This window comes from Alcanivorax sp. UBA3183 (genome assembly GCF_002364155.1).
Classification (GTDB): Bacteria; Pseudomonadota; Gammaproteobacteria; order Pseudomonadales; family Alcanivoracaceae; genus Alcanivorax; species Alcanivorax jadensis.
Map to the genome: position 1 here is coordinate 61816 of NZ_DEXN01000043.1, position 21842 is coordinate 83657.

At 60.1% G+C, this 21842-nt stretch carries 26 protein-coding genes; 11 read left to right on the forward strand and 15 right to left on the reverse strand.

All coding sequences use genetic code 11. The annotated features are described in order from the left end of the window. Positions 1-4 precede the first annotated feature (4 nt). The 3 genes from B3Q33_RS13250 (at position 5) to rsd (ending at position 1794) form a co-directional block, all read left to right on the forward strand. Positions 5-373: a CidA/LrgA family protein gene (locus B3Q33_RS13250; RefSeq protein ID WP_273010165.1), complete on the forward strand. Its 369-nt coding sequence runs from the start codon at positions 5-7 to the stop codon at positions 371-373. Beyond that, positions 366-1091, forward strand: a complete 726-nt coding sequence (locus tag B3Q33_RS13255; protein ID WP_035246168.1) for an LrgB family protein — start codon at positions 366-368, stop codon at positions 1089-1091. Before B3Q33_RS13250 ends, B3Q33_RS13255 begins: the two co-directional genes overlap by 8 nt. 217 nt (positions 1092-1308) lie before the next feature. Continuing rightward, positions 1309-1794, forward strand: coding sequence for a sigma D regulator (gene rsd, locus B3Q33_RS13260; protein WP_273010164.1), 486 nt, complete (start codon positions 1309-1311; stop codon positions 1792-1794). A gap of 436 nt (positions 1795-2230) precedes the next feature. Here rsd and B3Q33_RS13265 read toward each other — a convergent pair whose 3' ends face one another. Together B3Q33_RS13265 and B3Q33_RS13270 are read right to left on the reverse strand one after the other, a co-directional pair. Then, complete coding sequence (locus tag B3Q33_RS13265) at positions 2231-2929, reverse strand: FKBP-type peptidyl-prolyl cis-trans isomerase (RefSeq protein ID WP_273010163.1); 699 nt, start codon at positions 2927-2929, stop codon at positions 2231-2233. 16 nt (positions 2930-2945) lie between these two features. Continuing rightward, positions 2946-3287, reverse strand: a complete 342-nt coding sequence (locus B3Q33_RS13270; RefSeq protein WP_035246162.1) for a DUF4124 domain-containing protein — start codon at positions 3285-3287, stop codon at positions 2946-2948. 203 nt (positions 3288-3490) lie between these two features. Here B3Q33_RS13270 and B3Q33_RS13275 point away from each other — a divergent pair, with 203 nt between their 5' ends. Continuing rightward, the gene (locus B3Q33_RS13275; protein ID WP_052042557.1) at positions 3491-4231 is read left to right on the forward strand and encodes a ParA family protein; all 741 of its coding nucleotides are present in this window, start codon (positions 3491-3493) and stop codon (positions 4229-4231) included. 185 nt (positions 4232-4416) lie between these two features. Here the strand turns inward: B3Q33_RS13275 and bioA are convergent, their stop codons facing one another. Both bioA and B3Q33_RS13285 read right to left on the reverse strand, forming a co-directional pair. Continuing rightward, positions 4417-5691: an adenosylmethionine--8-amino-7-oxononanoate transaminase gene (bioA, locus tag B3Q33_RS13280; protein ID WP_273010162.1), complete on the reverse strand. Its 1275-nt coding sequence runs from the start codon at positions 5689-5691 to the stop codon at positions 4417-4419. Between the two features lie 322 nt (positions 5692-6013). Next, the gene (locus B3Q33_RS13285; RefSeq protein ID WP_273010161.1) at positions 6014-6478 is read right to left on the reverse strand and encodes a TIGR02444 family protein; all 465 of its coding nucleotides are present in this window, start codon (positions 6476-6478) and stop codon (positions 6014-6016) included. 62 nt (positions 6479-6540) lie between these two features. Here B3Q33_RS13285 and B3Q33_RS13290 point away from each other — a divergent pair, with 62 nt between their 5' ends. Continuing rightward, on the forward strand, positions 6541-8445 hold the full coding sequence (locus B3Q33_RS13290; RefSeq protein ID WP_035246156.1) for an ATP-binding cassette domain-containing protein: 1905 nt from the start codon (positions 6541-6543) through the stop codon (positions 8443-8445). Between the two features lie 31 nt (positions 8446-8476). On the opposite strand, the gene B3Q33_RS13295 is transcribed toward B3Q33_RS13290, so the two are convergent. Then, positions 8477-9166: an anti-sigma factor gene (locus tag B3Q33_RS13295; RefSeq protein ID WP_035246155.1), complete on the reverse strand. Its 690-nt coding sequence runs from the start codon at positions 9164-9166 to the stop codon at positions 8477-8479. Next, positions 9163-9708 (reverse strand): RNA polymerase sigma factor, encoded by a 546-nt coding sequence (locus B3Q33_RS13300; protein WP_273010160.1) that lies wholly within the window; start codon positions 9706-9708, stop codon positions 9163-9165. Before B3Q33_RS13300 ends, B3Q33_RS13295 begins: the two co-directional genes overlap by 4 nt. A gap of 173 nt (positions 9709-9881) precedes the next feature. Between B3Q33_RS13300 and B3Q33_RS13305 the strand changes: the two genes are divergently transcribed. From B3Q33_RS13305 to B3Q33_RS13320, 4 genes are all read left to right on the forward strand, one after another. Further along, complete coding sequence (locus B3Q33_RS13305; protein ID WP_273010159.1) at positions 9882-11402, forward strand: DUF4331 domain-containing protein; 1521 nt, start codon at positions 9882-9884, stop codon at positions 11400-11402. 11 nt (positions 11403-11413) lie between these two features. Continuing rightward, positions 11414-11659, forward strand: coding sequence for a hypothetical protein (locus B3Q33_RS13310; protein ID WP_062815385.1), 246 nt, complete (start codon positions 11414-11416; stop codon positions 11657-11659). 133 nt (positions 11660-11792) lie between these two features. Next, on the forward strand, positions 11793-12890 hold the full coding sequence (locus B3Q33_RS13315) for a tetratricopeptide repeat protein (RefSeq protein ID WP_273010158.1): 1098 nt from the start codon (positions 11793-11795) through the stop codon (positions 12888-12890). Beyond that, a complete protein-coding gene (locus B3Q33_RS13320; protein ID WP_273010157.1) occupies positions 12887-14011 on the forward strand; it encodes a HupE/UreJ family protein in 1125 nt (374 codons plus the stop codon). The genes B3Q33_RS13315 and B3Q33_RS13320 overlap by 4 nt, the downstream gene beginning before the upstream one ends. A 290-nt stretch (positions 14012-14301) precedes the next feature. Here the strand turns inward: B3Q33_RS13320 and B3Q33_RS13325 are convergent, their stop codons facing one another. Then, a complete protein-coding gene (locus B3Q33_RS13325) occupies positions 14302-15468 on the reverse strand; it encodes an acetyl-CoA C-acetyltransferase (protein ID WP_035246147.1) in 1167 nt (388 codons plus the stop codon). 457 nt (positions 15469-15925) lie between these two features. Here B3Q33_RS13325 and B3Q33_RS13330 point away from each other — a divergent pair, with 457 nt between their 5' ends. After that, entirely contained in the window at positions 15926-17038 is a 1113-nt protein-coding gene (locus B3Q33_RS13330) for a lipid A deacylase LpxR family protein (protein WP_273010156.1), read from the forward strand. 80 nt (positions 17039-17118) lie between these two features. Here B3Q33_RS13330 and B3Q33_RS13335 read toward each other — a convergent pair whose 3' ends face one another. The 8 genes from B3Q33_RS13335 to B3Q33_RS13370 form a co-directional block, all read right to left on the reverse strand. After that, positions 17119-17247, reverse strand: coding sequence for a hypothetical protein (locus B3Q33_RS13335; protein ID WP_269529969.1), 129 nt, complete (start codon positions 17245-17247; stop codon positions 17119-17121). A gap of 5 nt (positions 17248-17252) precedes the next feature. Then, positions 17253-17633 (reverse strand): sirohydrochlorin chelatase, encoded by a 381-nt coding sequence (locus B3Q33_RS13340; protein WP_272962570.1) that lies wholly within the window; start codon positions 17631-17633, stop codon positions 17253-17255. A gap of 211 nt (positions 17634-17844) precedes the next feature. Beyond that, entirely contained in the window at positions 17845-18777 is a 933-nt protein-coding gene (locus B3Q33_RS13345; protein ID WP_272962569.1) for a histone deacetylase family protein, read from the reverse strand. Between the two features lie 82 nt (positions 18778-18859). Then, the gene (locus B3Q33_RS13350) at positions 18860-19540 is read right to left on the reverse strand and encodes a DUF4336 domain-containing protein (protein WP_035246141.1); all 681 of its coding nucleotides are present in this window, start codon (positions 19538-19540) and stop codon (positions 18860-18862) included. 53 nt (positions 19541-19593) lie between these two features. After that, the gene (locus B3Q33_RS13355; RefSeq protein ID WP_035246140.1) at positions 19594-19818 is read right to left on the reverse strand and encodes a DUF3820 family protein; all 225 of its coding nucleotides are present in this window, start codon (positions 19816-19818) and stop codon (positions 19594-19596) included. Between the two features lie 6 nt (positions 19819-19824). After that, positions 19825-20274, reverse strand: a complete 450-nt coding sequence (locus tag B3Q33_RS13360; RefSeq protein ID WP_272962568.1) for a hypothetical protein — start codon at positions 20272-20274, stop codon at positions 19825-19827. Then, a complete protein-coding gene (locus tag B3Q33_RS13365) occupies positions 20268-20900 on the reverse strand; it encodes a cation diffusion facilitator family transporter (RefSeq protein ID WP_052042555.1) in 633 nt (210 codons plus the stop codon). The genes B3Q33_RS13360 and B3Q33_RS13365 overlap by 7 nt, the downstream gene beginning before the upstream one ends. Then, complete coding sequence (locus B3Q33_RS13370) at positions 20900-21241, reverse strand: DUF3703 domain-containing protein (RefSeq protein WP_035246138.1); 342 nt, start codon at positions 21239-21241, stop codon at positions 20900-20902. Before B3Q33_RS13370 ends, B3Q33_RS13365 begins: the two co-directional genes overlap by 1 nt. Positions 21242-21320: 79 nt before the next feature. Here B3Q33_RS13370 and B3Q33_RS13375 point away from each other — a divergent pair, with 79 nt between their 5' ends. Further along, a complete protein-coding gene (locus tag B3Q33_RS13375) occupies positions 21321-21731 on the forward strand; it encodes a MerR family transcriptional regulator (protein WP_035246137.1) in 411 nt (136 codons plus the stop codon). Positions 21732-21842: the final 111 nt, after the last annotated feature.

Genomic DNA, 21842 nt, shown 5'->3' on the forward strand with positions numbered 1-21842 from the left:
CCCCATGATCGACGGCCTGCTGATCCTGCTGTTTTTCCAGTTTCTTGGTGAGGTGCTAATCCGCCTCACCGGCATCCCCCTGCCCGCCTCCGTGGTCGGCATGGTGCTGCTGTTGCTGGCCCTGCTACTCAATGCCCCCTTCAGCCAGCGAGTCGCCCCTGCCGCCGGCGCCCTGATCAAGCACATCAGCCTGCTGATCTTCCCGCTGGGGGTAGGCATCGTGCTGCAATGGCATCGCTACGAAGACTATGCCCTGGCACTGGGCGTGGCTGTGGTGCTAGGCACCCTGCTCAGCATGGTGCTGGTCACCCTGATGCTGAAGAAGCTGCTGGGCGGCAAACATGGTAAGTCGCGGGGAGGCAGCCATGATTGATAGGCTCGACAACCTTGCAGACCTGGTGCACACCCCGTTGTTCGGCATCCTGCTGACCCTGGTCAGCTACCGCTTTGCCCTGTGGGTGTACGGCCGTAGCAACAGCCTGCCCCTGTTTCACCCCTTTCTGGTGGCCTCGATTCCGGTGATTGTCGTGCTACCCCTGGTCGGCGTGGACTACGTGGAATACCGCGACCAGACCACCCTGATTTCCTTTCTGCTGGGTCCGGCAACGGTAGCACTGGCCTGGCCTCTCTATCGACAGCTGCACACGGTACGCAGCGTGCTCACACCGATCCTGATCGCCACCGTGCTGGGCGCTTTTATCTCTGCCGCCATTGCCGTGGGACTGGCCTGGTGGCTGGGCGCTCCCGCCGAAGTGGTGGGTTCACTGGCGCCCAAATCCATCACCACCCCGATTGCCGTGGAGGTGGTGCAATCCACCGGTGGCTATGTGTCACTGGCCGCCGGCGCAGTGGCGATCACCGGCATCGTCGGCGCCCTGGCCGCTGGCCCCATCTTCCGCCTGTTGAGAGTCACCGACGACCGCATCAAGGGATTTGCACTGGGCCTGGTAGCCCACGCCATCGGCACCGCCCGAGCCTTCGAATATGGGGAAAAAGCCGGTGCTTTTGCCGGACTGGCGCTAGGCCTGTGCGGGCTGGTAACGGCGCTGGCGCTGCCCTGGTTGTGGCCCTGGGTAGCGCAATATCTATAAGAGCCGCGACAGGCTGCACGCATTACGCAACACGGATAGCGCTAAAAAACCGCTTTTTAGAAGAAATTTGTCTTTAACGACAAGTGGCTGAGATAGCGTGCTTTTTCCCCCTGACCCGACTTCACGCCGATTTTGTCCCATTGCCAGCACAGTCCCGCCAGTCCTAGGCTCGATAGCCCAACAAGACAATAGTCAACGGGCACTCCAAGGAGGAACCATGGTGAGCTCCCATTCTGCAGCTCTGGCCCAATGGCAGCGCATTGAGGCGCTGGTGCAGGCCTGGCTGGATGAGCGTCAGCAACTGATTGTGCTGCTATGCACTCTGCAGGGCCTGAAAGGCCTGTCCGATCACCGTCAGCCTTTGCAGAAACAGGTACAGAATTTCTGCCAGCTACTGATGGACTACATCAGCGCCGGCTACTTCGAGGTGTACCGGGAGCTGGTCAACGAGGCCCGCCATTTCCATCGCGACAACCCTACCCTCACCCGACAGATTCTCCAGCAACTGGACAACTCCACCGACGAAGCCCTGGCCTTCAACGAGCATTTCGAGCGCCCGGAACAGTGGCTGGCACTGCGGGATCAGTTACCGGAACGCATCACCCTGCTGATGCAGACGCTGGAAGAAAGGTTTGCGCTGGAAGACCAGCTGATTCTCAGCATTCACCAGCAGGAACCGCCACGGCAGCAGGCGACGCATTGAAAGCAGTAGCTAGCCACGAATTTCTAGCTGCAACACGAAGCAATGCATGGCGTGTAGCAGCACCCGCCGTGCTCCGCGCGTCAAGGTTAACTGTAGGAGCTCCGCTCTCTGTGCTCTGCGAGTATGAGGCGCGAATGAAGGTGGCTACCAGCTAACCGGTTAAATGAAACCTGTCGAGTGCGGATATTCCTGATCGCCCTGCGGGCGATTTCCGCGCTACGCACGGTTCGCACCTCAAGAGGTGTTATTCGCTACGCTCACCCTTCGGGCCGCACGGAACTACTTGCGTTACTCCGCTACGCCAGGTTCCTACAGCGGCTTCGTAGCGATGTCGCAGTCCGCACCGCAGGGTTTGTAGCAACCAAAAAGGGCGCCCGAAGGCGCCCTTTTTGTTGAAGCGTGAACCGAGGAGATTAATTCCTCGTCAACTCCTGCTTCATTCGCTGCCTTTCACATCCAGCAGTTCGATCTCGAAGATCAGCGCCTGGTTGGGGCCGATATCGCCGCCAGCGCCTTGCTCGCCATAGCCCAGAGACGGCGGCACAGCAATTTTCCACTTGTCGCCTTCCGCCATCATCGGCAGCGCTTCCTGCCAGGCAGGAATGATGTGCTGCAGCCCGAAGGTGGCCGGCTGACCGCGCTCTACAGAGCTGTCAAAGACGGTGCCGTCCGGCAGGGTGCCGTGGTAGTGAACCTCCACGGTGTCTTCCAGGGTCGGGGATGCACCCCCTTCTTCACCGGACTCCAGCACTTCGTACTGCAGGCCGCTGTCGGTGACGGTAACGCCTTCACGCTCGGCATTCTCGGCCAGAAATTTTTCGCTGGCTTCCAGGTTATTCCCGGCCGCTTCTTCCATCTTCTTCTGCTGGGCTTCAATCATACGGCCCTGGAAGTCACGAATCAGCTGGTCCAGATCTTGCTCACCCAGCTTGGATTTGCCGTCTTCGGCAAAGCCATCACGCAGGCCTGACACCATGGCATCCAGATCCAGGTTTTCCAGGCTACGCATCTGCTCCGCACTGCGGAAGCCCAGTGCGTAGGACGCTTTCTGATCATCACTTTTAAGCTCAACCGTTTCCTGACCACACGCTGCCAGCAGGACAGTCCCCGCCAGCACGATTCCCAATTTCTTCATTCTGCCTCCAATTGGCCTACTGTTGTTGTTGCTGTTCCGGCACCTTACCACCGCGCATTTCTTCGGCAGTGATGGTATTGGGCGCTTTTACGGTAAAGGGTTCCGCCTGCACACCGGGCGGCGGAATCTGGCCATACTGCCAGTTTCCCTGGGGGTCACGCCAGCGATACATCTCTGCGCTTTCCCCATTTCCCCCCATCCAGGGAGAAATCTTCCGGTCCAGCAACCGTTCCGGCTGCTGCCAGTTCTGTTCGACATGCTGCCAGTCCAGTAGCGGCTTACCCCCACCGAGCGGCACAGTAAACAGCGCTGCCAGCACAACTGCCAGCAACACGATGATAATCAACAGGTAACGCATGATGTTTCCTCTCCCCCTTTACTGAGCCGTCTTCACAGGATTCAGTTCCCCGCGAGAGCAAAATAACATCACAAATTACATCAATGCGCCTTATTTTGCGGTACTGTTGGTTTTGTGAGCAGCATCACCTTTTCTTCTGACGGTAATCGCGCCACCCAAACCGCCGGGTACAATCCCCCGCAAAAAAACGAATAAGACACGGCATGAATAGCGCACAGAACAGCCCTGCCAAGGGGATCGGCTCCCAATCGCGTTCGTCCAGCCCGTCCCGCATGGTAATTCTGATCGCAAATAGTAAAGGGGGCTGCGGCAAGACCACCATTGCCACCAACCTGGCCTGCTATTATGAGGCCTTGGGGCGACAGGTATCCCTGCTGGATATGGATCCACAGCAGTCGTCTCTGCAATGGCTGAAACTACGTCGTGATACCACAATTCGCGGCCTCGGCTGGCCAGCCGGCGAGCCGGTCTCCCTGGGCCGACTGCAACAGAAGCTCGATCAGGCCGGCCCGATTACCATCATCGATTCACCCGCCGGCCTGGACCCCCATCATCTTGATCACCTGCTGCGCCTGTCACAGGTGGTACTGGTCCCGGTACTGCCCAGCCCTATCGATATTCGTGCCACCACCCGTTTCCTGCAAACCGTCATGCTGGCCCCCAGCTACCGGCGCCGTCCGCGTCGGCTGGCAGTGATAGCCAATCGTTCCCGCACCCGCACCCGCATGTACGAGTCTCTGCGCCAGTTTCTCGCCAGCCTGAAGATTCCCTACCTGGTTACCCTGCGCGATACTCAACTCTATGTGCAGGCCATGAGCAATGGCGAAGGCGTCCTCGACGCCGCCGTCTCCCGTCACCTGGATGACCAACAGCACTGGCGTCGTATTGGTGAGTGGCTGGAGGTGCAGCGGCATCTGATACAGACCATGCCGGGGTTTCGGTAAACCACCTGTAGGAGTTTCCTTACAGGGGACGAGCCGCGTGTAAACGCGGAATTGCCCGCAGGGCGATCAGGTTCTACAGGTCGACTCATGGCAGTGCGGCAGGTGAAATCTCTTGTCGCCTCACTTCGCGAGGTTCGTCCCCTGGAAGGGAACTCCTACAACGGCTTTAAAGTTGGGGCTTGACGTCAACTGCCCTCCGCCAAATCCCGCATCGCCCCGGTCAGCTTGCTTAAATCCTCCGGCTCAATCACGAATGGCGGCATGATGTAGACCAGTTTGCCGAACGGGCGGATCCAGACGCCCTGTTCCACAAAGTGTGCCTGCACCTGTTCCATGGCCACCGGTTCTTTCATTTCCATGACGCCAATGGCACCCAGCACCCGGGCATCAGCCACGGGGGAGAGGTCCTTGAGAGGCAGCAGCTCCGTCTTTAACTGCGCCTCGATGGCCGCCACTTTTTCCTGCCAGCCGGAATCCAGCAGCAACTGGATGCTGGCATTGGCCACCGCACAGGCCAGCGGATTGCCCATGAAGGTGGGACCGTGCATCAATACACCGGCTTCACCATCACAAATACCCGCTGCTACCTGGCCGGTACAAAGGGTGGCTGCCAGGGTCATGTAGCCGCCGGTGATCGCCTTGCCCAGGCAGAGAATATCCGGGCACACATTCGCATGTTCCAGAGCGAACAGCTTGCCGGTGCGGCCAAAGCCGGTGGCGATTTCATCAAAGATCAACAGCACCCCGTACTGATCACACAAGGCGCGCACAGCCTTCAGATAGGTGGGGTGATACATCCTCATACCGCCGGCGCCCTGTACCACCGGCTCCAGAATCACGGCGGCAATCTCCTGATGATGATCCGCCAGCATCTGCTGGATGGAATTGAGATCCTCGGTATCAAAATCACTGTCGTAGGGGCATTGCGGCGCCTCGGCAAAATAATGTTTGGCCAGTACGCCGCTGAACAGGGAGTGCATGCCATTGACCGGATCACAGGCAGCCATGGCTCCGAACGTATCGCCGTGATAGCCGTTACGCAGGGCCAGCAATTTATCCTTGCCGGTATGCCCCTGGCTGAGCCAGTACTGCAACGCCATCTTAATGGCCACTTCCACCGACACCGAGCCGCTGTCAGCCAGAAAGACCTTCTCCAGCGGGTCCGGCGTCAATGCCACCAGTTTCTTGCCCAGCTCCACCGCCGGCTCATGGGTCAGCCCACCGAACATCACATGGGCCATGCGGTCAATCTGGTCCTTGGCGGCCTGATTCAGCACCGGGTGGTTATAGCCATGCACCGCCGCCCACCAGGACGACATGCCATCCACCAGCTCGCGCCCATCTTCCAGCGTCAACCGCACCCCTCTGGCACTGGCCACAGGAAAGGTAGGCAAGGGTTTCGAGGTGGAGGTATAGGGGTGCCAGAGATGATCGCGGTCGAAGGCCAGGTCGGTGGTCATGGGGAAATCCAGTGAAACACAAGGGAAATGAAGGATGGCAGGCAGGCGTTAAAAGTTCAAAGCGCGAGGTGGTGGCACCGTAGGAACGTAGCGTAGCGAAGTAACGCACGTTGTGCAGTGCGGCCCGAAGGGTGAGCGCAGCGAATACACCTCTTGAGGGGCGAACCGCGTGTCAACGCGGAATCGGCCGAAGGCCGATCAGGAATGTCAGGGCTCAACAGGCTTTTCTGGAAAGGGATGGGAGTAGCTGCGATACCATTTCCTCGCCAAGGCTCGGATTCGCACCTCAAGAGGTACTCCTACAGCGGCTTCGTCGCAATGCCTAGAGCGCAACCAGATCATTGAGGGATTCCTGCAACCCTTCGCACTGCGCCGTTTCCGGCACCAGCACCAGCAACCAGCCCATGGCGTCCACCGGTTTGCCCGCAGGGATAAGGTTGTCACACAAAGTCGGCAGGGTGGCCAGTAACCAGCGCTCCCCTTCCAGCTCCACCTGCTGCAGCTGCCGCTTGAATTCCGGCAACCGGGTGTCTTCACCGGCCTTGCGGCGCACCGCCCGCAACGGGCGCAGGTAATCGGCTTCAAACTGTCCGGCCAGCTCTGCCATGCGGCGCCCTACCCCGGCATCCGGTTGCTTACCTGACTCTGCCAGCCACAGGCCAGACAGCAACAGGGCCACCGGCACCTGGTAATCGTCCTGCAGATGCAGGCAAGCCCGCTCAAAATTCTTGTGCTGCCATCGCCCCAGGGCATAGCGCCACAGATCCTGCTTTATGGAGTCGTCCACGGTTCCCCCGTTACGTTTGCTGGCTTACACTGCGCCGGTTCTCATCAACCCCGGATTACCCCATGCTCTCTCTGGAACACATCAACCTTCGCCGTGGCCCCGACCTGTTGCTGGAAGACGCCAGCGTGGTCCTGCACAAGGGCTGGCGTGTGGGGCTGGTGGGCCGCAACGGCACCGGCAAGAGTTCGCTGTTCAAGCTTATCATGGGCGAACTGGAGAGCGACGGCGGCAACCTGAACCTGCCCTCGGACTGGCGCCTGGCCATGATGGCCCAGGAAGTACCGGCACTGGAACAGCCAGCCATCGATTATGTGCTTGACGGCCACCGCGCCCTGCGCCGGGCAGAGAAAACACTGGCAGACGCGGAAATCGCCGGTGATAACCACGCCATCGCCCATGCCCACGGCGAGCTGGAAGCCCTGCACGCCTGGCAACAACCGGCCCGCGCCGCCACCTTGCTGGCCGGCCTTGGTTTCAGCGAAACCCAGCAACAACAGCCGGTGGCCAGCTTCTCCGGTGGCTGGCGCATGCGTCTGAACCTGGCCCAGGTATTGATGAGCGATGCAGATCTGCTGCTGCTCGATGAGCCCACCAACCACCTGGATCTGGATGCCATCCTCTGGTTGCAGAGCTACCTGATACAGCAACCGGGGGCACTACTGGTGATCTCCCACGACCGCGCCTTCCTGGATGCCACCGTCAACCAGATCCTGCATATCGAACACAAACAACTGAAGCACTACAGCGGCGGCTACTCGGATTTCGAACGCCAGCGCGCCGAGCAACTGTCCCTGCAGCAGAAGATGCACGAGAAGCAGCAGGCCCAGGTAGCCCACATGCAGAAGTTCATCGCCCGCTTCAAGGCCAAGGCCTCCAAGGCCAAACAGGCACAAAGTCGGGTGAAGGCACTGGAACGGCTGGAACTGATTGGCCCGGCCCACGTGGATTCCGGCTTCAGCTTTGAATTCCACAGCCCGAACAAACTGCCCAACCCCATGGAAAACCTGGATGCGGTGCAGTGCGGCTACCCGGGCGCACCGATTCTTGACCAGGTCAGCCTGAGCCTGCGCCCTGAATCGCGCATCGGCCTGCTCGGCCCCAACGGCGCCGGCAAGTCCACCCTGATGCGCACCCTGGTGGGTGAACTGGCGCCACTGGGTGGACGCTTCGAAAAAGACGGCGACCTGGTGATCGGCTACTTCCACCAGCAACAGGTGGACCGGCTGGCCGCCGACGACGCCCCCTACCAGATGATGTCCCGCTTTTACCCCAAGTGGAGTGAATCGCAGCTGCGCAGCGAGCTGGGCCGTTTCGGTTTCCACGGCGATGATGTGTTTGCACCGGTGGGCCGTTTCTCCGGTGGCGAAAAAGCCCGCCTGGCGCTGGCTATGATCGTGCAGGAAAAACCGGCGCTGCTGCTCCTCGATGAGCCGGCCAACCATCTGGACCTGGACATGCGCGAAGCGCTGACCATGGCGCTGCAATCCTTCGAGGGTGCGGTGGTGCTGGTGTCTCACGATCGCCACTTGCTGGAAACCACCGTGGACGAGTTCTATCTGGTGGCCAACGGGTCAGTGAGTCGATTCGATGGCGACCTGGATGACTACGGCCGCTGGCTGCAACAGAACCGCCGCGACGGCAAACCCGTCAAGGAAGACAAGCCCGGCGACGGCCTCGATGCCAAGGCCCGCCGTCAACAGGCTGCCCAGCAACGCCACCAGCTGCGCCCGCTGAAAAAGCAGGTGGAAAAACTGGACAAGCAACTCAGCCATTGCGACCAGACGCTGGCCGAGATCGAGACAGCCCTGGGCGACGAAGCCCTGTATACAGACGACAGTCGCAAAAACGAAATGAATGGATTACTCGGCGATCAGGCGCGTCTGAAGAAACAGCACGACGAACTGGAAGAGCAGTTACTGGAAGCCATGGAGTCGCTGGAGCAAGCCGAAAGTGAACTCACCGACTGATTCTGATGCGTTCACTTTCAGGCTTTGCTCGCTACATTTGCACCAGGCGTGTCTGATACACCACCGGACCGGTGGGCTGGCCGGTCGGTGAGCCACCCGCCGGTTCCAGACTGATCGCCAGAGAGCGGGACTGTAACAACTGGCGCACCTGCTGATCGCTGAGATCAATCTGCAACCGGGCACCGCCCGTAGGCAGCAACGCCAGTGATATCGGCGCGCCCGACTCCGGCAACAACCACAACTGGTAATCCCTGCCACCGTCCGCCGGCTGAACCGGCGGCATGGCCTTCACGCTCAGGCGATGATCCGCAGAGGCATTCACCAGCCACAGCGGCTCCGCCTGCTGACTCTGCACCACACCTACATAATGTGTGACCACCGGCGGTGACGGCGTCCAGAGCAGCAAGGCAAAAACCGCCAGCACGGCGATACCCGTACTCCAGCGCCAGGCGGTCAGGGTCTGCCACCACCGCGACGCCACCGGTGCCGTTCCCGGGAAGAGCCGTTGCTCGATGCTATTCCACACGGCCTTCGGGGCGGCCTCTTCCGGCAAGGATTCATTGAAAGGCTGCAGCCGTCGCTCCCAGTACCATACCTGACGACGCACCCGGGCAGAGACCATCATCCAGCGCTCAAAACGTCGCCTGGCGGCGCCCTGCAGCGTGCCAACCACATATTCTGCGGCCAGCGCATGATTACGTTCGTAATTATCCGGCTTCATGTGTCCAGACACCGGCGCAATACATCCAGCCCGCGACGAATCCAGCTTTTTGTGGTTCCTAACGGCTCGCCCATGGCGACCGCCAGCTCCTGATGAGTGAAACCACGAAAGTAGGCCATTTCGATACTGGAACGATACCGTTCATCCAGATCTTTCAGGCAGTGATTGAGTCGTTGACGATCAAGCTGATTGCCAACGTTATCCATTGGGCCCGGTGTGTTGCTTTCCTCACGATCACTGACGCTATCGTAATCCGCTTCGTGGCGGCGGCGGCGCAAGGCATCAAGACAGCGATAACGGCCTATGGACATCATCCAGGTCTGCACGCTGCCGCGGTCACAATGGTATTCGCCGGCGTGGTGCCAGACCTGAATATAGGTTTCCTGAAGCACGTCACAGGCCTCATCACGATCACGCAGCAAGTGCACACACATGCCAAATACGGCGCGATGGGTTTTCTGATAAAAACCAGCAAAAGCCTGACGGTCGCCCTGAGCGATTCGAGCCAGCGCGCGTACTAGTCCGTCGTCTGCTTCCGCCATGACGAGGCACCCCCTGTATTACCATAAGTCGTTCCTCACTAATGACAGATGCGTTGTCGTTAATACGTGAAAAAAACCGATTTGGATGCACAAAAAAAAAGAAAAAGAAATTCTGCATCCAGTTCCTCTCCTGACGCGTACTACCTACACACCGACAAGAAAGGAGATTCGTCATGCTATCCCGCCTTACCCTGCTTCCCGCGGCCTGTGCTGCCGCCACTCTGCTGGCCAGTGCCGGCACGATGGCATCCAGCCACCGAGAAGCGCCATTTATTACCGGTATGCCCAAAGTCGACGGTACGGATTTCTACATGTTCAACAGTTATGAATCCGGCCGAGAGGGTTATGTCACTCTGATCGCCAACTACCTGCCCCTGCAGGATTCTTATGGTGGTCCCAATTATTTCTCACTGGATGACGACGCCATCTATGAGATCCACATTGATAACGATGGCAACGCGCAAGAAAACATTACCTTCCGTTTCCAGTTCAATACCGAACGCCGCGACCTGGCGGTCGATGTAGGCGGCACCTCTGTCCCCGTACCACTGATTAATATCGGCGCGGTAACCGGCCAGAACAACGATGCCCAGAATGTACTGGAAAGCTTCACCGTAGAAATGGTGACCGGCGACCGTCGTACCGGCAACGTACAAAACCTGACCAAGGCCGGCAGTGGTGACAGCAGCTTTGCCAAACCGCTGGACAACATCGGCACCAAATCCATTGGTGACTACGAAGCCTACGCGGACAACTTCATCTACGACGTCACCATCCCTGACTGCCCCATGCCCGGCCGCGTATTTGCCGGACAGCGCCAGGAAGGCTTTGTCGTTAACCTGGGTGAAGTCTTCGATCTGGTCGCGCTGAATCCGCTGGGTGCACGGGACTCGCGCAGAAACATCATTGCCGACAAGAACATCACCAGCCTGGCATTGGAAGTCCCGGCTGACTGCCTCACCGGTGACAATACCGTCATCGGCGGCTGGACCACCGCAAGCGTCCGGCAGGCCACAGTCATCAATCCGGCACCCCAGGGCTCAGAGACTACCGGCAGCAGTAACGCCAAAGGCCCTGCAGTGAAAGGCGGCGCCTTTACCCAGGTGTCCCGTCTTGGCTCTCCGCTGGTCAATGAAGTGGTTATCGGCCTGCCCGACAAGGACCGTTTCAACAGCAGTGAACCCAAGGATGATGGTCAGTTTGCTACCTATGTGACCAACCCCAGCCTGCCTGCGCTGGTAGAAATCCTGTTCGGTGTACCGGCACCGGAAACGCCCCGTAATGACCTGGTCACTGTCTTCCTTACCGGTGTGCCCGGGGTCACTCAATTACCCACCGTTACCGCCAGCGAAATGCTGCGCCTGAACACCGGGATCCCGGCCACGGCAGCAGGTGGCCAGAATGATCTGGGTGTTGCAGGTGGCGACTTTGCCGGCTTCCCCAATGGCCGACGCCCGATTGATGATGTGGTAGACATCGCCCTCACTGCGGCTGAAGGCTTCCTGTGTGGCGCCGACGTGAACGGTGAAGCCGCGGGTGGCGAAATTGGCTCCTGTGGTACTCAGGACATGCAGGTCAACGGTGGCGCCATCGTCAACGACGGCGCCCTGCCCAACGCGGCGGACTACCTGACCCGTTTCCCCTACCTGAACACCCCACTGCCCGGCGCCGATAACGTTGCCGCAGCAGAGTGAAGGAGGACATCATGCGATATCTACTGGCTACCATCATCAGCCTGAGTGCATTGGTGCTGAGCGGGTGCTTTGGCAGTGACAATGACCGTCCCCGCCAGCAGGCGCCGGTGGCGATCAACTACACCGCCTTTGTGAAAGCTCAGCTAGCCACTAGCGGGGATACCCGGGATCCGGTTCCCATCAATGATACCCGCTTCATTTTTCGTGATCTGAATAACCCGAACGCCTATGACGATGTATTGGCAGCGGAGAAATGAAACCAGCCTCCACTACCGCGATGCGGTAGTGGAGGCTTTTCACCCGCACGTTTCAGAGAGCTTCTCCGGGACTGACAAAGGCGCCAAAATATGGCGTCTTTTGTCGGTTGCGGTGACTCTCTTTTTGTTTTGCATGGCGGCCCCCGCAAGCGCCGCCCCCTATACACCGGGCGGGGACCATGTGGTTCTCGCCCGCCTTCCCCAGGTTCCGGCAACGCTGCAGGCGCCTTCTCCAACCAGCGACCTGTCAGCAGCGCTGGCACTGGCCCGCTCACAGATTGACTATGCCAGTGCCCAAGGCGATCCCCGCTTTCTCGGTTACGCCGAGGCCACGCTGGCTCCATTCAGTCAGGACATGTCGTCACCGGCAGCCAACCTGCTGATGGCCCGTATCGAACAGCAACGTCATCAATTTGCCCGTGCCCGTCATCGCCTGACACGACTGCTGGAGCAGTCACCCAACCAGGGACAAGCGTGGCTGATGCTGGCCAATATTGACCGGGTACAAGGCCGGCTCGATGAGGCCCGGCAGGCTTGCCAGGCAGCATCCCGTACGCTGCCGCCCACCACCGTTTTGCTCTGTCAGGCCAGCGTCCAGGCCATCACGGGCCAGCGGGAGCAAGCCTATCGCACCCTGCAGGCCCTGGCATCCAGCCCGGCCGCCCCACAGGGAAAATCCGCCCAATGGCTGAACACCCTGAGCGCGGAAATAGCGCTGCAACAGGGCCGTCTCGAACTGGCAACCGAGCACCTGCGTGACGCCTTGCAACAGGCCCCGGATGATCCCTATCTACGCTACCTGCAAAGTGACCTGTGGCTGGCCAGCAACCAGGCACAGGCGGTCATCCGCGATCTCACCAACTGGCAGGACAGGGAAGGCGCCTTGCTGAGGCTGGCCATTGCCGGGCAACGCCTTGAGCACCCTCAGGCCCAGGCCTGGCGGCAGGACTACCGGGCCCGCATGGCCGCTGACCAGGACACCGGTCGCCAGCGCCACTTGCGCGAGCACGCCCGCTTCCTGCTTGAAGTAGAGTCCGATCCGCAAGGCGCCCTCACGCTGGCCCGGGAAAATTGGCAGCAACAACGGGAACTGGCTGACCTGCGACTGCTGCACGCCAGCGCCATGGCCGCCGACGATCAGGCAACCTTGAGCCAGTTACAGGCCTTTGTAGACCGATACCAGGTTGACGATGCCCAACTCACTCAACCTGCCAAGGGAGCCAGTGAATGAAACTCCTGTCTTTGCTTTTCCTGCTCTTGCTGGCCGGGCAGGCATTCGCCCACAAACCCAGTGACAGCTATCTGGTGATCAACAGCAATGCCGGCAACGCCCTGATTGAGGGTCGCTGGGATATCGCCCTGCGCGACCTGCAGCTGGTGTTGCCACTGGACCAGAATGGTGATGGCGACATCACCTGGGGCGAACTGCGCCGGCAGCAACGCAACCTGGACGCCACCGTACTCCCTGCACTCACCATCGAGGCACTGCACGGCGCGCAACGACACGCCTGCGCCCTCAACCTGACCCGACTGCAGGCCATCGATCATGTGGATGGCACCTACGCCGCCCTGCACTGGCGCGGCGACTGCCAGCGGCCGCCGGAGCAACTGGCCGTGGGCTACAGCTTCCTGTTTGATCGCGACCCCAGCCACCATGGCCTGCTACGGCTGGAGCAGGGAGATACCACCCTCACCGCCGTGTTCAGTAATCAGCATCGCAACCAGTTGATGGGGACCGATGTCGGGTCGCAATGGCAGGCGTTCCAGGGGTTCATCCGCCAGGGGGTACACCACATCCTGATCGGCTATGACCACATCCTGTTCCTGCTGACACTGCTGTTCCCGGCGGTACTGGTGTGGCAACGGGGTGGCTGGCAGCCAGCCCCCACCATCACCGGCGCGCTGACTCAGACACTGGCGATTGTCACCGCCTTTACGGTCACCCATTCGCTGACTCTGGCATTGGCGACACTGGGTATCATCACGCTACCTATCTGGCTGGTGGAGTCCGCCATTGCCATCACCGTAGCGTTGGGTGCAGCGGCCAACCTGGTGCCCCGCCTGTTTCCCAAACGCTGGGTAATGGCCTTTGTGTTCGGGCTGATTCATGGCCTGGGCTTTGCCTCGGTACTGGCCGATCTGGGACTCACCGACAGCGGAATTTTCCTGCCGCTGCTGGGCTTCAATCTGGGCGTGGAACTGGGACAGGTCGCCATTGTGTTGCTGTTTGTGCCAGCAGCCTATCTGGTCCGTAATACCGTGGCCTATCGACGGATCTTTGTGCCGGTAGGCTCGATAGCCATCATGATACTGGCCGGAGTGTGGCTGGCAGAAAGGCTGAGCGGCTCCTGACCAGGCGATCATCTTCCCCTCTTCTCCCGGGAGCCATGCGTGCATGGCGAAGGGTTTGGGGGGATCAACCGCCAACCCCTGAATAAAACGTAGGGTGGATTAGCCAAAGGCGTAATCCACCTTCATGCCGAGGGGAGCAGTGAGTATTTCCAACCATAAAAAAGCCGCTCCGGTTTCCCGGGGCGGCTTTTTTATGGTCGAACAACGCGACGGCGCGGCACCCAACGTTTCATCGCTGGCGCCACACCAACCCCGCGTTGCCACTTTCAACTTGAAACTTGCAAGGACGCTTACAAGATTTCGATGATGGTCGCGTTAGCAGTGCCCAGTCCTTCGCAGATAGCCAGCAGACCGTACTTGCCACCGCGACGCTTGAGCTCGTAAACCAGGGTTCCCATCAACTTGGTGCCGGTGGCACCCAGCGGATGCCCCAGCGCCTGGGCACCGCCGTTGACATTGAGCTTCTCGTAGTCGGCACCCACCGCCTTCATCCATGCCAACGGCACGGAACCAAACGCTTCGTTCACTTCATACAGATCGATATCACCAATGGTCATACCCGCCTGCTTGAGGACTTTTTCGGTGGCCGGAATCGGCCCTTCCAGCACCATGGTCGGATCGGACCCCACCACCGCCATGGCATGAATGCGGGCCAGTGGCGTGAGACCGTATTCTTTCACTGCCTTTTCGCTGGCAATCATCACCGCAGAAGCGCCATCGGTAATCTGGCTGGCATTCGCGGCACTGATATGGCCGCCTTCCTGCAGCGGCTGCAGGGCCTTGATCGCATCCAGCTCCGCTTCCCAGCGAATCCCCTCATCGACGATGTGCTCGTCGCTGCTGCCATCTTCCAGGGTAATCGGCACCGGAATGATTTCCTCATTGAAGCGGCCGGCTTCGGTAGCCGCGGCACCCCGCTTGTGAGAGTCGTAGGCGAACTGGTCCAGCTCGGCCTTGCTCACGCCGTACTTCTCCGCCATGCGCTCGGCGCCGATAAACTGGCTGAAGTTTTCACCGGGATAGCGCTTGCTGATTTCACCAGTAAACGGGTTGCCCATTTCCTTGACGGCGGTTACCGGAGCACCGATAGGCACCTGGCTCATGGACTCCACGCCGCCGGCGATGACCAGATCCTGGGTGCCACTCATCACCGCCTGGGCAGCGAAATGAATAGCCTGCTGGGAGGAGCCGCACTGGCGGTCGATGGTGACACCGGGTACGGATTCCGGCAGACAGGAGCTGAGAATGGAGGTACGTGCCACATTGAAGGTCTGCGGCCCGATCTGGCTCACGCAACCAAAAATCACGTCGTCCACCTTCTCCGGCGCCACACCGATACGGCCTACCACCGCATCAATCACCCGGCCACCCATATCCGCCGGATGTACCTTGCTCAGCCGACCATTCTTCTTGCCTCCGGCGGTACGCACCGCCGCTACGATATATGCCTCTGCCACCTTGCCTCTCCTCACACGTCGTTGACTGGTGAAAACTCGATAATGACCTTGAGGCTACGCTTGAGGCAGGGAACGGCTCAATGACAGAAAACAACGCGGCAAGCAGCCATTCGGTCACCGCTATGTCAGCGCAGGGCCGCCATACAGACGGTAAAGTTCGAAAAAATCGATTAAATCGCCCAGCCAGTTCCGCTGTTTCATCAAACTGTTCCAGCTCATCCTTGTCATCACTATTCTGACGCTCACATTCGCTGAACCGTCACCGCTGGCATAACGACAACTCTCTGCAGAAACAGGCAATAACCGTCCAGCAACCCAATACCGCTACTGCACGCGCCGGCACTACTGTACGCGCAGCAAACGTAACACGGAGGCGCACTGCACCTCCGCAGTTGGACACGGAGCCATGAAACACACAGAGAGACAGACAGCTGTTGCCAATTCCCATGGGACGGCCATGACCGGGCTGCTTGTGATCCTTCTCGCCAGCCTGGCAGTGCCCGGCACCAGCAGCGGGGCCACCAATGTCGATACCGTGCAGCTGGCCCGGGCCGGCGACCCGGCATTCGAAGAGCAGCGCCCACGTCGCCCCCGCACCAACCCGGCACAGGAGCGGGAAACCGGCAGCTGGTCCCTGACCCTGGATAACGATCTGCTGGTCCCGGGCAGCCGGGATCAGGACTACACCTATGGCATCAGTGTCGCCGCCACCGGTACCCGTGCCCGGGACTTTGCCCTGTCACTGAATACTCCGCTGACCTGGATCGACCGGTTGACCTGGGTGGAGGGCATCACCAACAGCAATGTCCGGGGCCATAGCTTCGAGGCCGGCATCTTCGGGTTCACCCCGGAAGACAAGGAAGCCGAGGCCCCGTTGTATGACGACCGCCCCTACGCCAGCCTGCTGTATGTCTCCAGCAGCCGGGTACAGGTAGACCCGGCCAAGCAAGTGGCCTGGCACAGCTCACTGACAGTCGGCGCCATGGGTCTGGACCTGGCCGGTGATATCCAGAACGGGGTCCACAAGGTGATTGGTAGTGACCGGGCGGAGGGCTGGGAGCATCAGGTCAGCGACGGCGGCGAACCCACCTTCCGCTATGCCGTGGCCCGGCAGAAAATCCTGCCCGTTTCCACCGACAACCTGGAAGTGAAGAGCACCGTGGAAGGCTCGCTGGGCTACCTCACCGAAGCACGCTGGAGCCTGAGCTTTCGCGCCGGACGTCTGCATACACCCTGGTGGCAGACCAGCCCGGAACTGGCGCACTACGGTGAACGCAACAACGCCACCGCCATGAGCCAGGATCATGAGCATTACCTGTGGGGCGGCATCGCTCTGGTGGGCCGAGCCTACAACGCCTTTCTGCAAGGCCAGTTCCGTGACAGCGAAGTGAGCTACGACAGTAACGAGCTGAACCATGGCGTGGCCGAAGCCTGGCTCGGTTATACCTGGGCTTTCAGCGACGGCTACCGGCTCAGCTATGTGCTGCGCGGTCACACTTCCGAACTGAAAGACGGCGTGGGCGATCGCAATGTGTTGTGGGGCGGACTGGTGTTTGCCAAGACTTTCTAGGGCCGATTCAGACCACATCCATTCACTGTTCCGGCGTTGCTCGAAAACAAAGGACGGCGGTCACCTCCATACCGAATCTTTTACTTTGCAAGCAACGCTGCAACGGCGGCCCAGGATTTCAACGCTTCCGCGTAGGAGACCGTATCCGAGGATTCCCAGGCAAACAGCGTATCAATCTCTCTGGCGAATACTGTGCCGTCCATGGCCATGCCAGCTAGTCCTGTTCCCCGATATGCTTGAGCACCAGCGCCGCCAGACCGTTGGCATTGCCAAAATAATCCAGCAACTCAATGGTGAGATCGGGAAACCGTTGTCGGGCATCTTCCACCTGGGCCGGGATGTCCTTGCCCACGTGTTTTCCCTTGTTGAAAAACAACGGATACAGCTGCACACGGGTAACCGGCTGGTGCTCCAGTTGCTGAATCGCCTCCACCAGGGAAGGCTGCGCCAGCTCGAGGAAACAGGGCAGCACCGCCACGTATTCCTCGCCCGCCCCATGGGCGGATTCCGCCACGGTTTCCACCAGGGCACGGAATTCATCGTTGGCAGTGTCACTACGGCTGCCATGGGCCATGATTAGCAGGGCTTTGGACATGGGGGCTCTCCCTCATCAATCTTTCTGTAGGAGCGTCGCTGACGGCGCGATAACCCACGTAAATCAAAAGCAATTTCACCACAGAGGGCACAGAGCACACAGAGAAAACCCATTCTTTTCCTCAGTGATCTCTGTGCCCTCTGTGGTAAATACCGATTTTCAGGTTTTGGGTTTATGCACTTCGCTCACCCTTTGGGCCGCACTGCTTGCGTTACTCCGCTTCGCTGCGCTCCGACAGTGGCTTCGTAGCCAGTTCGTGACTGGTTTCGACGACGATCCCATGCCGCCTTGCCAGCGCGTCCCGGTCATCATCGTAGCCGCCACCGATCACCGTGGCCACCGCTATTCCCCGCCGGCGGCAGCGCTCGATCACGCCCCGCTCACGGTCGGCAATGCCCTGCTCGGAAACACACAGCCGCCCCAGTGGGTCATGCTCGAAAATATCGACACCGGCATCATAAAGCACCAGTTGCGGGCGCACGGTATCGAGCAGGTTTTCCAGGGTTTCGAACACCGTATCCAGATAATCCCGGTCAGTCATACCCAGCGGCAAGCCCACATCCAGATCGCTTTTCTGCTTGCGCACCGGAAAGTTTTTTTCGCAATGAAGGGAACAGGTAAAGGCCCGCGGCTCATCCGCGAGCATGGCGGCGGTGCCATCGCCCTGATGCACATCGCAATCGAAAACCAGCAGACGCTCCACGGCGCCGCTGGCCAGTAACTGTTTCGCGGCGAACGCCAGATCATTGAAGATACAGAAGCCGGAACCGAAATCGTAATGGGCGTGATGGGTACCACCGGCCAGATGGCAGGCCAGGCCCTGTCTCAGGGCAAGCTGCGCCGTAAGCAGGGTTCCCATGGGGGCAATGCAGGTGCGCTTCACCAGCCCCTCGCTCCACGGCAACCCCAGGCGACGCCGGGCCTTGTGATCCAGGGTGCCAGCAACGATGTCCGAGACATACTGCGGACAATGGGCCTGGCCCAACAGGGCCGCCTTGGCCCGGCCCGGACGAAATTCGTTGTCGCCGTGGGCTATCCCCAGCCCCCGCAAGTGCCCATGCAGCCGGCCGAACTTTTCCATGGGGAAACGGTGTTCGCCGGGAAAGGGAAAGCTGTAATCGGGGTGGTAGACCAGGGGCAGCACGGCAGACCATAAGGTGAAAAACAGTTACCACATTGTGGCGGCCGATGCTTCCCGGAGCAACGACTCCGGCCTGCCTGGCCCCTTAAAACAACCACTCCAGACCATGCCGCGCCTGGTTACGGGCATTTTCGGTAATCACCTCGCCGTGGGCCAGGCTGAGTTTTTCGAAGGGCCATTCCAGAATGCGGGTGATGCTGGCGCGGGCCTTTCTGCGGTTCAGATACACCAGCCGCAGGATCGGGTGCCAGCCGGGCTTTTGCCACAGACCACCCAGCTTCAGATACCAGCGGGTAAAGCCATGGTCACACTGGCGGAAGTTTTCGATCAGATCGGCGGCGATCAGGGTACGGCTGGCGGGATGATAGAACACCGTCTCTTGCAACATGGAGCCTTCGATAAAGACCAGCTCGAAATCGTCCCCCCAATCCGGGTGCGGGGTTTCCGACAGGGTGGCATCCAGGGTCAGATCCTTGCGCTTGCCCGCCAGTTTGGCCGGGCCATGCAAAAGCGCATCCGGGTAACGCTGTTTTACCTCGGCGGCAAACACATGGTGGAACAGATTCGGGCAGACGATATGTTTCACCTCACCCAGTGCCGCCAACTCGGCTGCCAGATCCTCATCCACCGGTACCGGCGAATGCAGTAACAGACCGCCGCTGGACAGCTTCACCACCGTCATGCGGGACCCCACATGCAGGCCCATGAAGGCGTGAGGGACGGCGACGTGCCAGATGGTGTCGGTAAGCGATTGAAGCTGGCTCATGGTGTGATCCTTCCGTGTCTCTGAACCATCAAGACTAAAGGCCAAACACGCGGCTATCCATGGCTTTGTCGTAACGGCTCCAGCAGCTTTTCAGTGCCGTCCATTTTCAACATCAGCGCCAGCGCCATCAGCCGGCCCAGCTCGCCGTTGGGGAAACCCTTACTGGCAAACCACAGCAGGTAGGGTTCAGGCAGGTCGATCAACACCCGCCCCTGATACTTGCCGAACGGCATGGTGCGTTCGATCAGGGCTTTCAGATCTTCCTGTTTGAAATCCATAGAGACTCAGCGGTAACGGCGACGCAGGCGGCGGTGACGATGGCCAAAAAAGGCGCGAATAATCGCCGACGTGACTGTCGGCAATACCCGCGGCTCGAACACCAGGGTGTCGAGAAGCCTACAGCCAGTGTCGCTATCCTCCAAGCGTCTTTCATGACGCCAAGCTCGCATACCAGTCATGGGCGAGGCCTCCACGAAGCCTTCTCCGGGAGTGAGGGACAGCAACGTCAGGTCCGAATACCCTATCGGCAGCCAGCCAAACAGTTTGATGGAACTACGAAACAGCGGCTTACCCGGCGTCAGTGGCACGTCCTGCAATCCCTGGACACCCGCCGGAGCCCCCATGGTCAGCCAGGGTCGCATTTCCTGGTTGATGCCTTCCATGGCAGTCATTGCCTGCCACAGAGCAGCCCGGCTCACCGGCAACGCACTGGAAAATTCCAGTCTGATCAACATGACTCCTTTTCCTCTGCACATTGCTGGCCGCCCTGTTCATCGCGTACCTGACGCAGAATCGACAGGGCGCTGTGGGTAAACAGGCCGGCAATCGCCAGCGCCACCAGCAGGTCCGGCCAGCGGCTGCCCAGCCAGAGCACCAGGCTGCCGGACACCAGCACCGCCAGATTGGCCAGCGCATCATTGCGCGAACACAGCCAGGCGGAACGGATATTGGCGTCCCCTTGCCGATGACGCAGCAGCAACAGGGCACTGACCACATTGGCAACCAGCGCCAGCCCGGCCACCCCCATCATCATCTCTCCCTGGGGAGCGCTGCCCTGCCACAGGGCCCAGACACTGTTGGCCAGCACCACCACGCCCATGATCAGCAGGGAGAACCCCTTGATGCGGGCGGCCCGCAGCCGCCAGGCCAGGGACTGGCCCAGCGCCCACAGGGTCAGGCCATAGGTGGCCGTATCGCCGAGGAAATCCAGCGCATCCGCCTGCAGGGCGCGGGAGTCCGCCAGCACCCCGGAGGTCGCCTCCACCACAAACATCACCGCATTGATCAGCAGCACCAGCCACAGCACCCGGCGGTATGCCGGCGCCGGGCTGGCCTGGATATCGGTATCGCAACAGCCCATCAGTCAGTCTCCATCAGTTCACGCAGGTCATCGGCAATCGGCATGGGTTGTAGCGGGTTGACGTTGGCGCCGCCGGTATTACCCAGGGGCACCCACAGCCGCGACAACAGCATGGCCGCCAGCAGGCGCAACAACTGACCACGCACTTCGCGGGCATCCAGGCGCTGCCACCCCACTTTCAGCATCCACCAGTGGCTCTGCACATGGGGGGTGACCCGGGTCTGGCCCAGCACGTGGGCTCGCTCCAGCAGCGCGAACGCCTGCTCCCAGCGGCGTTGGCGGTAAGCCAGACGCGCCTCGCTCATCGCTGTCCCGAAGGCCTGTCGCTGTCGCTCATTCATGAAAAGCTCCTTGAACCCATACCGTTATGTCACCATTAAAAAAGCTATAGTGACTACAGGTTCAAGCCCCGGAGGCGCCATGAGCACCCTTTTTTCTATCGGCACCCTGAGCAAGGCCGCCGGCTGCAAGGTGGAAACCATCCGCTACTACGAAAAGATCGGCCTGATGCCCGAACCCGCCCGCAGCGAAGGCGGCCAGCGACGCTATCACCGCAAGCACCGCGAACGGCTGCAGTTCATTCGCCACAGCCGGGAGCTGGGCTTCACCCTGGATGATATTCGTGAACTGCTGGCCATGAGCGAGCAACATGGCCACGCCGACAGCATCGCCCGCCGCCACCGGACTGCCGTGCAAAACCGCATCCGCTCGCTGACGGCATTACGCGATGAACTGGACCGGATGATCGAAGAGTGCGAACAGGGGCATACCGGCGAGTGCCGAGTCATCGAGGTACTCAGCGATCACCAGGAATGCAGCGGCGATCACTGAGGCTTTTTTGCCGTTTACCCCATATGGGGGAAGCTCATTTCTGCCCAGTTTCTACAATGAAGGAGCCTCTGGAGAGCTTCTTGCGTATTCAGCGTGGCCTGAAGGGTGCAG